The organism is Neobacillus sp. NPDC058068 (assembly GCF_042885335.1).
GTDB lineage: Bacteria > Bacillota > Bacilli > Bacillales > Cytobacillaceae > Neobacillus.
The window spans coordinates 182848-199896 of the sequence record NZ_JBHVSI010000007.1 but is presented as its reverse complement, the minus strand read 5'-3'; the positions used below and the strand labels follow the sequence as shown (position 1 = coordinate 199896).

The window sequence follows — 17049 nt, the reverse complement described above, 5'->3', positions numbered from 1 at the left end:
AATTGAAGCTAGTATTTATTCGGAGGTTTTTTGTGTACAATCGACGATTCAAGTTTAAATTAAGTACGGTCATTATTTTCTTTGTTTGTTTAGTAGTCCTTGCGTCGCTACTAATCACTGATATTTTAATTAGTCAAAATGTCAGTAAAAATATTAGAAACAGTCATCAGGAGAAGGCACAGATTGTTGCGAGGACAGTTGCTAAATCTACTATAGTAATCGATAAATTAGAGAATGGCCAAAACCCGGGGGCCATCCAAGATTATACAAAGGATATTCTAGCCGCCACAAACGTTTTATTTGTTGTGGTAATGGATATGAACGGAATTCGCAAATCACATCCCAATCCGGAGGAAATCGGCAAGCATTTTGTTGGCGGCGATGAATTGCCGGCACTTATGGGAAAAGAGTATGTTTCCATCTCACATGGTACTCTAGGTGAATCAGTAAGGGCCTTTATGCCCATTTACAATGAGACAAAAGAGCAAATTGGAGTGGCTGCAGTCGGTATTTCTCTCAAAGATGTAAAAACGTCGCTTGGCCGAAGCCATCGGAGCATTTTGATTGTAACAGTTTTGGGTTTAACCATTGGGGTCATCGGTGCTATTTTACTAGCAAGATATATTAAAAGGATCTTGCTTGGACTTGAACCCTTTGCAATCGCAAAGAATCTGGTGGAAAGGAGTGCCATGCTTCAGTCTGTCCGTGAGGGAATAATTGCTGTTGATCGCGGTTCAACCATCACCTTGGTAAATAAATCGGCATTACTCATCTTTCAAAAGGCTGGACTTTCTCAAAATCCAGTAGGCATGAAAATTTATGATTATATGCCTTCGACTAGATTGGATAAGGTTATGCAAACAGGAATACCCGAACTAGATGTAGAACAGAAAATTAATGGTGTTTCAATCCTCGTCAATAGGGTTCCGGTTGTAGTAAATGGTCAGGTGGCCGGTGCCATTTCAACCTTTCGGGACAAGACCGAGGTCAACCAATTGGCTGAACAGTTAACCGGTGTAAGAACATATGCTGAAGCCCTTCGCTCCCAATCGCATGAGTTTATGAACCGCCTTCACGTAATCCTTGGCATGGTCCAAATGAAATTTTACGATGAACTAACAGACTTTATTCATACATTGGTAGACTTTCGAAACCAAGAATACGGAAACATCACTCAACATTTCAAAGACCCAGTTGTCGGTGGATTTATCATGGGGAAATGTTCTTATGCTAGGGAGGAAAATGTTGAATTTACAATCAATTGTATAAATGTTATTCCTAATCCAGCAAACCTAAAGACAACTTATGAGCTAATTACCATTCTTGGCAATTTGATTGATAATGCCATCGAGGCAATGGCTGATAGCCATGAAAAAACCCTAGAACTGAATATGACATATGACGATCAATGGCTAACAATTGAAGTTCTCGATTCCGGACCTGGAATTTCTGAAGAGTTGCAAAAGAGAATTTTTGAAAAAGGTTTCTCAACAAAAGGGGAAAAACGGGGATATGGTCTTTATTTAACAGTAAGTGCCATTCACAACCTTGGTGGAGAAATAACGATTGATTCAAAACTATTACTTGGGACTGAATTCCATATAAGAATTCCTTATGAAGCGAAGAGGTGGGAAAATGATTAAGGTCCTTATTGTCGAAGATGATCCAATGGTTGCTGAATTTAATAAGCGCTTCCTCCAAGAAGTGAAAGGTTTCAGTCTAGCCGCAATCGTCCATACCGTAAAGGATGCCAAGGATTATCTTAAAAATACACAGGTTGATCTTATTCTACTTGATGTTTATATGCCAGGTGCTACTGGGCTCGAATTGCTAAAGTTTATTAGACAGCAAAACAGGAAAACCGATGTTATCCTGATTACAGCCGCAGCAGACAAAGAAAAAATTCAAACTGCCCTAAGATATGGGGCTGTCGACTATTTAATCAAACCGTTTGAGTTTAACAGGTTTTATCAGGCATTGATGCGGTACAAGGTTAAATACGACTTTTTCGCCAATACCGAATTATTAAGGCAGGAAGATTTAGATGAACAGATCCTTAGCACGGATCAAAAACCAGCCGAAGAATCCATTTATAATTTGCCTAAAGGTTTAACTAGCAGTACCCTGCAGTCAGTCATCAATGTCATCAAGTCAAAAGGAAACAGCCCGTTTTCAACCGATGATATCTCAGAGGCCACTCTTATATCAAGAGTGTCGGTACGAAAATATTTGAAATTCTTGACCAATCTTGGCGTCCTCGAAGAAACATTGACATATGGGATTGGTAGACCCGTTAATTTGTATACTTTGAAGGCGGACAAGCAGGAGCAAGTGAATAGATTTCTTTAAATCGCTGCCAAAAAAGCAAAAAAGGGTCAGACCCCCTGCTCCCGCTTCTTTTCCAACTGAAGCTCATCTTTGGAAAAAGAGGATGTCTTTGCTTCTGCCTGTGCTGCCTGGGGCGCAAACGTGGAAAACAGGATGAATAGTGACAAAAGTACAGCAAACCATTCTCTCTTTGATTTTTTTCGCAAAAACGACAAAAAACAGCACCTCCTAGAATTTATTAATCGAAAGAATTCTTCAAATATATTGGAAATTCCTTCTAAAAGAATAAATTTCCCGAAGATTCTGACAAAAATGATTCCAGAGTCCCGCCTGCTATTTTTTTAATGGGCAAAAAGGCATGAGAAACCAAGAAAATGTCGTGCGTCCATACTTAGGTTTGTACTTTGGGATCTTTGGTTTTCCGCAAAAAAGGAACAATAGGTATAAAGACTAAAGGAAAATAGTAGGATTTACTTTCCGCTTCCATCTCTTACAATACATAGAGGGAGGTAGAGTAGCATGTTCAAAAGAGTGATCATCCTTGGGGTGCTCTCCTTAGTTTTAATAGCATTAGTTTTACATAGAACCCATACAGTTGCTCCTGTTAACAATCCAAGTACGAAAATCAACGATTCCGCTGAATACACTACAGTAGAATATAAAATTAGCAAAATTGAAGGCAATCGGTACTACGGAAAAAGGAATGACGGGACAGGGATCATTTTTTCTAGTAAAAACATCGATTCGGATGATAATATACAAGTCGATGATGAAGTCATATGCTATTTTGAAAAAGGTAATTTTGGGAAAGGATTAGTAAAAGTCAAAAAGAAATAATCTTTCAAGCTGGGGTAAATAAAAAAGCATAGATGAGCAGAGTAAAACATGCTCTATCTATCCTTTTTTGTACTACAAATGACCCCATCCTAAAAATAGGACAGGGCTAACATAAATTTCGTCTTTTTAAAAAATATCTAAGGTTTTAGTTCTACCCAACACATTTAGAGAGTTTGAGCTTAAATTACCGTATGAATCTAGTGCACTTACTTCAATCTTGTATAATGTATCAGGCTGCAATCCATCAATTTGCAATATTAATGGATTTGGTACTGGATTTTTGTAGAATTCTGAGAAGGCAAGAGATTGATTTGCTGTTTCCCCTGTTTCTGCTCTTTTTATTACTACCTTATAGTCATGGACAAGGAGGCTGTCTATTGCTTGAGTAACCATGATAGTGAAGCAGCTCGAAGTTGTTTTTTCATTAACAATAGAAACCACAGAACCCGGTTCAAAGAACGGTGCCTTTTTAACCCGGGGTTCTGCATAATTGAATTCCTGTTTTTTTACAGGGTAGTTGATTATAAATGGTTCCCCTATAAAATCATTCTTCTGAATATCACGGCGATGAATCAATACCTTGCTGTCATAAGCCTCTACTATTAAAGCTTGATTCAGGAAATGAGCCCCTTCAGGTACTTCACTTTGAATTCTTCCGTTTTCAAGGTATAAATAAGCACCCGATGAAGTTCCTACTGATGTAAAATCCTTCTGATGGATAATCCTTGGATCATCTAAAGGATAGTGTGTATGGCCAGAAAAAGCGATGACTTGAGGAAATTCTTTCATCGTATTGTAGAAAAGATCTCTATTCTCAGAAAAACCCCATTCGCTACCGTAAATGGTGTTGATCATCGGTTGATGGTGAAACACGAAAATCGGTTTTTTTGGATCATCTGCATTTGCCTTTCTTAGCTGTTCGCCTAACCATTCAAGTTGTTTGGAAGAAAACGTTCCTTCTGTTATTCCGTCTTCAGTTCCTAGAATGATAAAGTGATAGTCATTAATGACCTTGTGATAATAAATTGATGACATACCTGTTTTCTCCAAAAAACGATTTTGTGCATCCTCTCCCGATAATCCATTCCAATAATCATGATTCCCGATTGCCATCAATGATACTGCTTTTGCTTGTTTTCTAGTTTTGTAAGCAGCCATAAATTTATCATACTCTGCTATTTCTCCAGATTCAGTTAAATCCCCTACAACAACAAAAGCATCTTGTTTTGGTGCTACTCGATTTATTTGTTCTAACGTATGGATAAATTTTTCTAGGTTAAAATTATCATCTAATTTAATATGGACATCGCTTATTACTGGAAAAATTAATTTAGGTTTATTATGAGAACGATCCATGCTCATTGATTTTCTCCTAATTGATTGAATATTACTGACCGATAACTAATAATTATTTTTTCAGTATCGTCATCGCGGCTTTGGCGGCCAAATTGCAATGCAATATCTCATTACCTTGCTGGATTAATTGAACCGTTTTCATTTCATCACTATCATTAAATAATATGGTTACGATTGAACCATCGGGATTTTTAAAAGCCACTGAACGTATTACTTCATCGCTAGTAGTAGCAATTCGAACTGCTTTTGGTTGAACAAATTTACTGAAATGAGCTAAAGCATAATAATCCAATGTGTAGGTTAATGCGTTTGTTTTCTGTTCGATTTTAACAATTCCCCGGCACGTACTTTCCCCAAAACCAGGTACAAACGGTCCATTCTCTTCGTCTAATGCCATATTCCATAATACAAAGGATTTGGAATCGTTTCGCAGAATTTCAATACCAGTTCTTAACACATTGGAAAACGCGGGTTCAAAAGCTGGAATCCATTCTCCTCCAGACCCTTCAGTAAAATGAACTTCTTTATTTGGGAAAGCCATTTGGACTTGATGTTGTGCTGCCGGCTCTCCCCCATACCAATGCCAAGCAACACCATCAACCCCATCACCTGCATGATCTAACACATGGAGTGGATAATCGGGGCGATCCCAGTTATGGTCATAGCAGAGGATTTTCGTGTTCAGCCCAAATTTTAAGAAGTTCGGTTTTAAATAGTTCTTAATAAATTCAACTTGCCGTTCTGCCGGCATAAACGAACCAGGATAGTGATCCGGTACATAAAGCGGTTCATTTTGTGGAGTAATTGCATAAATAGAAAGACCATGCTCTTTATATGCCTGGATATATTTCACAAAATAGGCCGCGTAAACTTGGTAACATTCTTCTTTTAGCTCTCCGCCTTTCATGGACCCGCTTGTTTTCATCCATGCAGGAGGGCTCCAGGGAGAGGCCATCAGCTTTATATCAGGATTCAACGCAACTGCTTCCTTTAATAAAGGAATAATATCCTCTAAATCATGCTCAATTGTAAATTGTTCAAGTTGAAAATCCGTTTCCCCGGCGTCGATATCATTATAGCTATATATTTCTCGGGCATAATCAGATGCACCCATCGGGTTTCGCAAAACAGAAAGACCAATTCCCTTGTCACGAGAAAAAAGCGTTTCCATCAATTCGGTTCTTTGTTCCTTGTCCAAAACTTGATTGATTAAATAGGCCGAAGAATCTGTAAAAGAAGCTCCAAAACCGTCAATTTCTTGATATGTTTCTGTTTCATCAATTGTTACAATAATACTGTCAGCTGTTGTATTACTTGCTTTAACTTGATGAATCCCTTTTTTAACAAATAATTCTTGTTCTCCATTTGATTGATAAATAATAAGATCTTTCATATTAAATCTCCTCGTCTATTTTTCTATTTACCTCTCTATTTTAAAGCCCTCTTATCCACGTTCCTGCCATTTCAATCCAATTTCCGACTTCTGGTTGCAGGGTGGATTCATTATCTTTACCCTTCGTCTCTTCTTTTCCCAATGACAACCCATGTGCACCCTTAGGATAAATGTGCATTTCCAAAGGTATTCGATTTTTTAGCAGTGCATCTGCAAACATAAAGCTATTTTCTACTGGAACAATATTGTCTGCAAAGGTGTGCCATAGAAAGGTTGGAGGGGTGTCTTTAGAAACCTGTTTTTCCAGTGAGACATCATGTATTAGCTTGTCATAGTTTTCCCCTAACAAATTAATAAAAGAACCTTGGTGGGCAGAGGCCCTAGAAGAAATAACCGGATAACTCAACAGAATTCCATTTGGCTTTATTTCATCATTTGAAATCCCCAAACGCTCAGATAAAAAGCTTCTATTCCAGAAAACACCCAAGCTAGCCGCCAAGTGGCCACCTGCAGAAAAACCGGCTATAATCACCTTATTGACATCGATATTCCACTGCTTGGCATTTCTTCTGATTTGCACAACTGCCATTGACAGCTCCTGCAGCGCTGTCGGGAAGACAGCGGGACGAACACTATACCTTAAAACACATGCGTGAAACCCCATTGCATTCATTTTTATTGCAATGGGCTCAGCTTCCCGATCGGAAGTAAATTCGTAGCCGCCTCCAGGACATATAATGATCATTGGACGTTTTCGATCACTATCGATTTCTGGAGAGTTATTCAATATGTACGTATACAGTTTTGCCTCAGATTGCTCTGTTACAATATCAATGATTTCATGAATCATTTTCCCTTCTCCTCCTTGGAATTACTTGAAGTTACAACACTCTAGGAGAAACGCACCCCCTTTTCATACGCACTGTCGTATTAATTCTACTAATGATTGACTCTATATTTCCCAAAGGCGGCAAGTTCATCTTCCCCTAATTCTGCCTGAATTTCATTTATATCTGTAACACCAAGCATTTTTTGCAGCTTCTTCCACAATTCAGTTCGAGTATAACGTTGATGCACAAGAGAGAATTTTGCTTCATTGAACAATTGTTTTGCACTTGTAACATCCTTCATATCAAGATGATAAGCAATTCGTCTTTCAATCAATCTATCATCCTTTAAGGCACTTACCATATCTAACCATTGTCCTCTTTCTTCTAAGCTTGTTTCGCCAAAACTGGAAAGAATTAAATCCCGTTCCTCCACAATTTGTGGATGCAGCATAATGGCAGGAGAGGAAATTCGATTGATTACATTTAGTGCCTTTTCAGGATTATTCATTATTCTGGAACAGATTCTTGCACTTACTACATATGCCATATCTAAAGAAGTACCTTGAAGTATTTGTAGAGCATTGTCGTAATCCTCATATGCCGCATATAAAACACCAAGATAATATTGCCATCTCTCTTTATCCGCGCCGCTTTTTTGGTCCATTGCCCAACGTAAACACAAATCCAAATTCTTCATTCCCGATGGAGGCCAAATATTCTCTAGAGGATTGGGAGGGATTGGGATCAGTGTAGGGTCATTGCTTTTAAACGCCTCTTGAAGTATATCCCATGGAATAATAGATTTCCTTTGCTTAACAAAGCCGAATATAGGAATTTCCTCCACTGAGACAAGATTAATTATTGGTAATTTAATATCTTTTATATTTTTTGGTTCTAAACTAGGAATCCAAAAATCATGGTAAATCCTTTTTTCACCTGGCCCCAACTCGTTAGTAATGGATTGATCTTTAATCGGACCTGACTGTATTTCGATATAGGACTCTTTCGCCAAAGCTGTTTGATGGGCCCATTTTTCATCTTCACCAATACCGTACGTCCATAACTTGATCCCCGGAACTTCCGTTTTATCCCCCGTATGATAGAGACCAACCTTTTTACTTGGAGTATACACTCCAAATGAATGGTAATTTGAACTGTTCCAAAAAAGGCCAGTCATGGTCGAAAAATCTTTTGCGATATGAGGGCTTTTATCATCCCAAGACATTATTTCCAAATCTTTACCATGAACCAATACTTCTCCAGAGGGAAAATGCAGCTGTGAATCCTCGCTAGCGGGCACTGCAGCATTTGACCAAGCCATCCAAGAACATGTTCGATTGGTAGGATTAAGCAGGACCGTTCGCTGCGTAAGAAACTCATCCTTATCACCTAACGAAAATTCTACCGTCCAATTAAGGCCATTTCTGACTTCTTGTTCTCCACACCATACATATAGACGATTATCGACTTTTTTGACCTCATAATGTACAGGTTCAATTTGCACAGGAGAATGCGAGATTGGAAAACTAACCTCGATCCCTCCGCTTAAAAAAGCCATTCTTGGTAAAATACGAACAGGTTTAACACTACCGCTGTTATATAAGACTTCCTTGTTTTCCCTTTTGAAACAAATGGAAAAAACCTTCCCGCCCAAATCAGGGCAAATGACCACTTTTAATATCTCATTTTCAATACTTACCATTTTAAAAGACTTAAAAGCTGGCCTCTCGAATGTTTCGACAAAACTCTCATATGGATAAATTCCATCAGGGTCACAAATTGGAGGGATTGGTCCCATTGATTGACTGGGGTGAAATAGCAAATCCTCTGAATATTCCTTTAATCTTAACATCCGCTCATCCCCTTTTTGCCGTTTCTAAATTATTGCCGACCGCAGGCTGATACATTCCTATCTTTTTGATCTCTTGAAGAAGCTATGTAGCTTGCACCAATTATTCCTACATCAGGTCCAAATTTAGCTATCTCAATTTTGACCTTATCTTTTAGCTGAGCAAAAACCTTATTTTTTGTTGGTTCTATTAATTTATCAATTAACCATTGGTTGTGATAAATGACGGCCCCACCCAATACAAATACTTCCGGGTCTATTGTTTGCATAAGGGATGCCAAAGCACTTGAAAAATAATTTATCCATGCCTCAACAACCTCATACGCACTCTCGTCACCATGATGATACTGTTCAAATAAATATTTGGCTGTTGCGCCATTTCCATAAAGCTTAATACTTTCTTCTTCTAACGCAATTCCGCTGCATAACGACTCCAGTGTGCCGTAATAACGTAAAAAATGATTTTTATTAATGTCGGAAATAATCATACTTCCTATTTCCCCTGCATAGCCATTCGTACCCCGGTAAATAGAATTGTTTAAAATTATTCCGCTGCCAATTCCAGTACTTACAGTGATATACATAGAATGTTTAGAATTTTTAGAGGCACCATGGTGCGATTCAAGGAGCGCAATGGCATTTACATCATTTTCAAAATAAAGCTCATAACCCGGAAAATTAACTTTAATCTCACTAACACTAGCATTCTCTAAAAATGGAATATTAGTGGCGTCCTGAAATTTTTCCATTCCATCTTTCCACGGTACAGGTAAGGCAATGCCAATTTTCTTTGCTTCTTTATGAATGTCAATTCTTTCAATCATCAATCTGATATGCTCAAAAAATTCCTTCGCAGATTGATAATCCGATGTCATGGCTGTTTCTTTTTTAAGCAGCTGAAAATCGCTGCTGATTAAGCCAACTCGAATATTTGTACCTCCAATATCAACTCCTATAACCTTATCTTCCATTTTATAACTCCCCAAACTTTTCATTTATTCAAGAATTTTGCTGCTGACTGAATCTTTATAAAAATCGATGTGATTATAACCATGTAATTCTTGAGCTAGTAATTTATCATTTGGATATTCAAATATGATAGCTTCACAAAAATAACACAATTAATTAATTAAGTTAAATAATTAAAAAAAATAAATAGGTACAAATGTACCTTTTCATATTATATTATATATTCCATCTAGATTAATAGTCAATGTAAATGGGCAATGATCAAACTATATATTCTCTTGAGTATTTTCATTCAACCTTTATTCCGGTCATGATCATACGTGTTTCATCTTGGTTCGTATTAATTACTCGTATTAGTTGAATTTCTTGACCAATAAAATTACAAACTACTGTATCAATAAAGGCTGTATTTACGAAACACCACATCATTTCGAAAACGTTTCGATTCCTCCAACCCGCTCTTGCTAGGACGTTTACTGTGTCCGGTTGATACAGACAATGAAGAACATTGTCAAACAACATGGTTTTATTCTCTATCCAATCCTGAAACCCACATGTTATATGATGTTCCCTGTTATCATCCTTCAAATAAATAGTACATGAATCGGTTTTGAAATGAAAGGAAACCTCTCTAATCCCACTCTTGTCTGCATTCATTTTATATACATTATTGGTTACACTTTCAGCAAGTGAAGATGCTTTTATCCACTTTGGTGTATCAATCATTAATTGATTCAATTGATTATTTAACATTGCATTGGCTTTATCATCAACCGGAAGTGGGCCTTCCATCATTGCAGGCAATAAATACTCCCAAATAAGGTTCAAAACTGCATCACCGTCATTAGTTCCACTGGTGATTATGACAACGGCATCTTGTTCAGGAAGGATTATACAGAATTGGCCAAATGCTCCATCGGCTCGAAAAGCACCATATCGACAAAGCCAAAATTGAAAACCATATCCCTGTTGCCAGTCATCATTTTCATCATCTCCATTTGTAATTTGTATTGAGGATGCATCCTTAATCCAATTTTTCGGCAACAGCTGTCTCCCCTCCCAAAAACCCTGCTGTAATAAAAATTGGCCAAACTTCGCAATATCCTCTGTTTTCAGGCTCATACCGTGTCCCCCCGTATTATGGCCTTCAGGTGATGATTGCCACAAGGGCACGGAAATACCTAATGGTTCGAACAGTCTCGGTGTCAAATATTCCATTAAGGATAAACCTGAAACCTTTTGTATGATGGCAGAAAGCATATGGCTGGCACTTGTATTGTAAATAAAACGGGTCCCTGGCTCATGATCCAGTGGAATGTTTAAAAAATGCTCTACCCAGCTTCCTTCAATTTGTTGTAAATCCCAGCCCATTGTTGCCTTTTCATGACCGACACTTAATGTTAGCAGATCACGGATTCGGATGGCTCTAAATTGATTGTGTTGCTTAACCACTATTTCTGGGAAAAAGGATGCAAGGGTATCTTCTAAGGATAAAAGACCTTCAGCTATGGCAAATCCGACCCCAATTGAGGTAAAGCTCTTTGTCAAGGAAAATAGCATATGTTCATGTTCACTTTGATAAGGCTGCCACCATCCCTCAGCGATGACATGACCATGTCGCAAAATCATCAAACTATGCAGTTCCAGATTTTCCTTATTGATAGTACCTAAAAATTGGGAAATTGCATTTGAAGAAACCCCTTGTTCTTCAGGTGTAGATCTTAATAAAGTCCTCGGTACGTTCATTTCCTCATTTCCTTACATTCATATTGGTTGGTTTTTAGATCTAAGCTTGATAAACTCGTTCAATCTCTTTATTTATTTTTTCTCTTAGTGATAAGAACCAATTGTCTTCATGCGGGTAATTTTTAAAATCAATTGGCATCACCAAATCAATCATTGCAACAACTGCATCTCTGCCAATTTTCTTCTCTAACGTAACGCAAGCTGCTACGTCTTGAAAAGCTAGCTGCAACTGCTTCAAGCGAATTGAACTAACTGGCCCTTGTTTACCCGGGTAAACGAGGAATGCATCACCTGAAGGGAAACCACGATCAGCGTCAGTATTCGTATACGGATTAATCTCCATGTTCAGACACTTATGCCCATACCAGTGGTTATAGCCCCAGTGTAAGAACCCTTTTACACCAGCCTTGTACAACTGAAGACCAATCACACGTGTGCGCAACCCTGGCATATTCATGAAGCGATTGGATAGCCCTTCTCTATATTCACAACAACAGTAGTACGCCCATAAATCTTCTACTTTATGTTCAATAAATGTAGCAATATGGTCCGTAGAAGCTACAGGGACATCCACCAAACCCCTTTTATAAAATTCAAATTCAGATAGCGCGTCAAATACTGGTGCATTAAATCCAAGGTCCTTAATGATATTTCGCGCCACACTATAGTGCTCAATATTACTTAAATTTGGCTCATCCGAAATGTGAAAGTGACATAATTCTTCCCAACCTTTTTCTTGAAGGAAAACCTGTAAAGCTTTTAAGAACACATTCAAGAAAGTTTTATACTCTTCGGAATCCGCACGCGTGTGCCATCCAAAAATCTTTGTTTCTGTCCCGTCCACATACGCATAGATCTTAGGTGCATACTCTGCACCCCATTGTGAGAACAAGTGTGTCATTTCAAAATACTTAATACCTTTATCCAAACACATCGTCATAAAACGGTCCAATAAAGTGAAATCAAACGAATATTCTCCATCCATCTTTTCAATTCCTACTAATTGAACGGTTGGTCGATCTCCATCTACGAACATTTCTAACGCAGGTGAAAAGAGAGGTGTCAAAATCATGTTGATTTCATGTTCTACATAATTATCGATATAATTCCCAATAATTTCGAAGTGCTCATCTGATAGCATTTCAACATGGTGATGATCAGCAATACAGTCTAAATAGAACCATTCTGTTCTCTTTAACCCATGATTAGCCATCTTGACGTCTAATAAATTTAATGCAAAAACTTCAAATGCTTCGATTTTGTCTTCATGGACTACATTGAACTTAATCTCATACTTACCCGATTGTAAGTCCTTTGTATTCACATAAATCCAGAAACTATTCCATTGCTCATGTACTGGAGAAAACTTATTTCCTGGAAGGATTGGATCAGGATAAAGGCCTGGCTTTGTGCGTAACAGATATCCATCATGATCCTTGTAGTTTGGCATGATAGAAGGAACAAGTCCTATGCTTCCAATTTCAATGCGATTTTTAATTTCTGATTCAATATCGATCGTTACGTTAAATTTTAAATCGTCTGCTTTTACAGCAAGTTGGAAAGAAACGTACTCTCCAATTAAGGCGGAAGAACTATTGTAACTATCTGCCTTTAGCTCCTCATCTGGAAAAACTTTTTCAAGCGGGCTGATTAATCTTGTTTCAAACTTCATTTGCATACCTACCTTTATAGCAAGACTTAATTTTCAATTGCCAATAAGATTCTCTCGCGAATTTCTTCAAAATGAACAATATCCTCATTTGGCTTATCGAACTCTTCTAAGCAACTTTTGCATAACTCATCAGCAAGTTCTTTATTCCTTTTAGCAAGCATGTGAAACAATTCGTAATCTTGTACTCCAGCCCGCATTGCTTCAATTCTCATGCTGCCCCATACTTCTTTTCCTGCGGGATAAGAAATGTGTGTGTCTCCTGGTGGGAAGAAAATGTCTTTATGATTAAATGGGTCTGGTGCATCACACCAGTTGAAACCCCAATGCAAGTAACCTTTCAAATCATAACGATAATTCCCCCAGTGCAATAATCTTGTACGGATAAGCGGCATATCCCAAAGACGATTTAAATAATATCCTCCTGGGTAACAACACGTGTAGAACCAAAGTTCTTCACCATTGTTTCTGATTCTCTCAAACTTATCTCTATTTTCTTTGAAATAGTTATTCTTCGGAATCCAAATATCAACTGCCCCGTCCAAATCGTAAGTTTCGACAGCTTCCATCAGAGGTACTCCAGGTAAATGTTTACGCACAATACTAGAAAGAATGCGGTACTCATCTTTGCAAGCTTCAATCGGCTCGTCGCCAACGTGTTGATGGAGCATGTGCAACCAATTGTTCTTTTCCAGGAATGCTTTCCAAGCTTTTAAGTATTGACTAACAAATTCGTATGCCTCTGGTGATTTTGCAGGAACAGTTTCCCCCAAGATATTTACAATGAAAGTAGAATCCCAGAAATCAGCCCGCGCATAAATCAGATTTCCTTCAATATGAGTGAAACCTTTTGAAAGAAACAATTCAATTAAGCGCTTTGTGCGATCAAACCTAAATTCATAAGTTCCATCTCCTCGTCTAGAAATCTCCCTAATTTCATTTGGAATCCAAAAGTGAGTTTGTCTTGTCCTTGCCATGAGGTCGGCATACTTATCAATCATTTCCCAATGTTCTTCAGACCACATTTCCAGGTTGTGCTGAGTTGCAATATTGTCTGCTCTGTACCAGTTGGAAATATATAGATTTTTTTCTTTTGGAATGGTTACATTGAAAATCTTTAATGAAACACGAATTGAGACCATAGATCCACCCGTTTGAAGGTCAAAAGAAAAAGTAAATTCTTCCGTAAGTGCACTTTCGTCCACAAAGAAAGCCAAATACAAGGCTTCCGTCTGAGCGGTTACCTCGAACTCATTATTAGCAAGCGGTCGCAGCGCATCATTTACTCTGAAAGGAGCCTTTCGAGTTATATATCCATCTGCAGACTCACCTGCCTCCTCATTTACACAAAAACAAATTGGTCCTGTATTTTTTTCACATAGGATATCGACTTGTTGATAAACTTCAACAGAAACACCTTTTGGAGTTAGGCAATCCCAGTGATATTTTGTACCCACTTCCAAATGATTTAATAAAATCTGAGTTGAAACATAAGCACCTTTTGCTGTATTGATCCTAATCTCTTTGTCACCACACTCCGCAACAATGCTATCTGGATACAGCCATTCATTTTGATTGATGATCTGATACTTCATTCACATGTCACTCCCATTCATTCACTTGGAGGAAACCCGAGTTTATTTATTCGAGTTGAGCTGAAAATCGATTAATTTAGAAAAAGGTGAGTCAGATTTTCATCATGACCCACCCTTGAAAAAGTGACAAATTTATCCTAAACATTTGCTTTGAAAGACCTACTGGGACAATTTGTGCAATCCTTTGATGTCCACAAGTGTCTTGTAATTAATTCTGATGAACATATAGAAAAACACTGCAGGCAACAAGGTAACAATTACAAATTGATAAAAAGGGACGAACTTTGTCACTGCAAATAAAATAATAAAAATCGGAAGGATCGTTTTCGGAAAATAAACCACTGAATATATAAACGAAGTTCTTAAAAGAACGAATAATCCATCGCTATAAAAAATTATCATTACATATGAAATCAAATTAAATGAGACAATCAATGAAATGATGATATAATTCGGGAACACTTGGCCAGACATAGCTAATGACCCAATTGTTGCCATCGAGAATAGGCCAATGAAAAGGAGAATTATTAGTCTAATCCATATTTTTTTATTAAATTTCAATCCTGCAAATAGTTTTCTATCTTCAATCATATTTACTACACATCGATTCATTCCTAAAATCGAAATAGGCAAAGATACTAGAGGAATAGAAACAAGTAAGAATAAAATATTTAATACTATCAACTGTGAAATCGCCGTTAAATAATTGTAAAGTTTACTTTCTAAGCTTATCATTTCTAATTACCTCAAACTGAATCAGAAGCCAGTCTCAGGAAGACTGACTTCTGAGTTATTTATAGATTAATAATCTTTAATTAATTAAGTTTTTTAACGTTTTTAGCAATAATTTCGTTACGTGCCTTCACGATATCAGCATAGCCATTAGCATCTCTGAATTGTTTGAATGAAGCAAACTCCTGATCTACCTCAGCATCAGATTTAGCCTTAAGGATTTTTACAAAAGTTTGAGCCCAATTTGTATTAATCTTTTGTTTATTGCGAGAATCTTTAGGTGTTAAGTTGGCATCCATATCTGTTGTAACACTCTGCGTATCTGATAAGTATGGTACAGTCCAGTCATAAATTTGTTGGTTCGCAGTAGGATATTGATCGATACCAGCTAGTTTAGAAAGGTAAGATCCGTTTTCTAGAGCAAAGTTTTTACCAAAACCGTATTTAGCATCCATCTGATCTGGGTGATTGTTTTTAATATCTTGAATAGCTTGGTTATATACGGCCTTACCGTTAACCATAGTATAGTCAGTACCCTCTCTACCAAAGTAGTTAGTAGCTTGTCCTTCTTCACTTACAAGGTAGGTAATCAGCTGCATAGCTTTCTCAGGATTTTTACTAGTTTTCGAAATATATGTACGTGTCCATCCTGTAATTGATCCACCACTTAAAGCAACAGACTGGGATCCATCCTTAGAACTTGGTCCATCAATAGCTTCATAAGCTGCAGAAGGATTGGAACTTGCCCAAGCTGGGAATAGGTATGAATCACCATTTAGGTTTGCACTTGCATAAGCAAAATATGTTCCGTTAGATATCTTCGGTGCAGCATCAGTTTGAGTCGTTGCATCTGGATCTAAAAGTCCTTCACGGTTTGCTTGTGACAACACTTTCATCCATTTAATAAACTCTGGATCATTGAAACGGTCATAAAGTTTACCATTTTTTACATTAGGTATACCAAGGAAGTCTGCTAACCATGCGTCAGTTCCAACGGAATCACTGCCAATTGTGCCGATCCCGAAAGGAATTACAGCTTTTCCGTTGCCATCTTTTTCATTTAATTTCTTTACAGCTTCTAGAGCGGCTAAGAAACCTTGAGGCGTGCTCATGTCAGGTGAACCAATTTTTTCATACAAGTCTTTTCGAACAACAAACGCTCCGTTACCATAAAGACCATCTTTTGCTTGATAGTCAGCCTTTGTGTAAGCAAAGTTAGGATATTTATAAAGGTGACCATCTGCTGCTGAATAGAATTTTACAATCGATGGATCAGCAGCATGTTCCAAAAAGTAGGGGTCATATTTCTTAGCTAATATATCTAAAGGAATAGCAATCTTATCTAAATCTTTGACCAATGGACTTCCACCATCAACAGTGATAATATCAGGTAGCGTACCTGAAGCAATAAGTGAATTCAGCTTATCATCTCCACCGCTTTTGTATGTGATAGTAACACCTGTATCTTCACTAATGTATTTTTCAACTGGAGTATCCAATTGACCAGGAGCAAACCAGTCCCATCCGAAAAACCAGTTAAGTGATGCTTTACTTTTATCTTTCTGCCAACTTGGCGTATTAGCATCCACTGTGATTTTTGCTTTTGGCAATTTGTACTTTGCAGCATCATCCTTACCAGAAGTAGAACTTGTAGAACTTGTACAACCTGCCAAGCTCGTTACTAAAGCCAGTCCTGTAATAGCAATTGCAGTTTTTTTCAATACTTTCGACATTATCATAAATTA

At 37.7% G+C, this 17049-nt stretch carries 14 protein-coding genes; 3 read left to right on the top strand and 11 right to left on the bottom strand.

Features of this window, described 5'->3' with window-relative positions:
• Positions 1-32 precede the first annotated feature (32 nt).
• Positions 33-1643, top strand: a complete 1611-nt coding sequence (gene dcuS, locus ACFVSW_RS10535) for a DcuS/MalK family sensor histidine kinase (protein ID WP_387315505.1) — start codon at positions 33-35, stop codon at positions 1641-1643.
• Entirely contained in the window at positions 1636-2349 is a 714-nt protein-coding gene (locus ACFVSW_RS10530; RefSeq protein WP_387315503.1) for a response regulator, read from the top strand. Before dcuS ends, ACFVSW_RS10530 begins: the two co-directional genes overlap by 8 nt.
• A gap of 26 nt (positions 2350-2375) precedes the next feature.
• On the opposite strand, the gene ACFVSW_RS10525 is transcribed toward ACFVSW_RS10530, so the two are convergent.
• The gene (locus ACFVSW_RS10525; protein WP_387315501.1) at positions 2376-2543 is read right to left on the bottom strand and encodes a hypothetical protein; all 168 of its coding nucleotides are present in this window, start codon (positions 2541-2543) and stop codon (positions 2376-2378) included.
• A gap of 304 nt (positions 2544-2847) precedes the next feature.
• Here ACFVSW_RS10525 and ACFVSW_RS10520 point away from each other — a divergent pair, with 304 nt between their 5' ends.
• The gene (locus tag ACFVSW_RS10520) at positions 2848-3165 is read left to right on the top strand and encodes a hypothetical protein (protein ID WP_387315499.1); all 318 of its coding nucleotides are present in this window, start codon (positions 2848-2850) and stop codon (positions 3163-3165) included.
• A 126-nt stretch (positions 3166-3291) separates the two neighbouring features.
• On the opposite strand, the gene ACFVSW_RS10515 is transcribed toward ACFVSW_RS10520, so the two are convergent.
• The 10 genes from ACFVSW_RS10515 to ACFVSW_RS10470 form a co-directional block, all read right to left on the bottom strand.
• A complete protein-coding gene (locus ACFVSW_RS10515; RefSeq protein WP_387315497.1) occupies positions 3292-4527 on the bottom strand; it encodes a metallophosphoesterase family protein in 1236 nt (411 codons plus the stop codon).
• 46 nt (positions 4528-4573) lie between these two features.
• Complete coding sequence (locus ACFVSW_RS10510; protein WP_387315495.1) at positions 4574-5914, bottom strand: glycoside hydrolase family 30 protein; 1341 nt, start codon at positions 5912-5914, stop codon at positions 4574-4576.
• Between the two features lie 40 nt (positions 5915-5954).
• Entirely contained in the window at positions 5955-6764 is an 810-nt protein-coding gene (locus tag ACFVSW_RS10505) for an alpha/beta hydrolase (protein ID WP_387315493.1), read from the bottom strand.
• Positions 6765-6853: 89 nt separating this feature from the next.
• Positions 6854-8596, bottom strand: a complete 1743-nt coding sequence (locus tag ACFVSW_RS10500) for a DUF5107 domain-containing protein (protein WP_387315491.1) — start codon at positions 8594-8596, stop codon at positions 6854-6856.
• Positions 8597-8625: 29 nt separating this feature from the next.
• Entirely contained in the window at positions 8626-9564 is a 939-nt protein-coding gene (locus ACFVSW_RS10495; RefSeq protein WP_387315489.1) for an ROK family protein, read from the bottom strand.
• 286 nt (positions 9565-9850) lie between these two features.
• On the bottom strand, positions 9851-11308 hold the full coding sequence (locus tag ACFVSW_RS10490) for a serine hydrolase domain-containing protein (protein WP_387315487.1): 1458 nt from the start codon (positions 11306-11308) through the stop codon (positions 9851-9853).
• Positions 11309-11348: 40 nt separating this feature from the next.
• Positions 11349-12980 carry a DUF4091 domain-containing protein gene (locus ACFVSW_RS10485; RefSeq protein ID WP_387315484.1) on the bottom strand — a complete coding sequence of 544 codons (1632 nt, stop codon included), beginning with the start codon at positions 12978-12980 and terminating at the stop codon, positions 11349-11351.
• 26 nt (positions 12981-13006) lie between these two features.
• Complete coding sequence (locus ACFVSW_RS10480; RefSeq protein ID WP_387315481.1) at positions 13007-14572, bottom strand: DUF4091 domain-containing protein; 1566 nt, start codon at positions 14570-14572, stop codon at positions 13007-13009.
• Positions 14573-14731: 159 nt separating this feature from the next.
• A complete protein-coding gene (locus ACFVSW_RS10475) occupies positions 14732-15307 on the bottom strand; it encodes a hypothetical protein (RefSeq protein ID WP_387315479.1) in 576 nt (191 codons plus the stop codon).
• Between the two features lie 80 nt (positions 15308-15387).
• Positions 15388-17043: a type 2 periplasmic-binding domain-containing protein gene (locus ACFVSW_RS10470; RefSeq protein ID WP_387315477.1), complete on the bottom strand. Its 1656-nt coding sequence runs from the start codon at positions 17041-17043 to the stop codon at positions 15388-15390.
• Positions 17044-17049 lie beyond the last annotated feature (6 nt).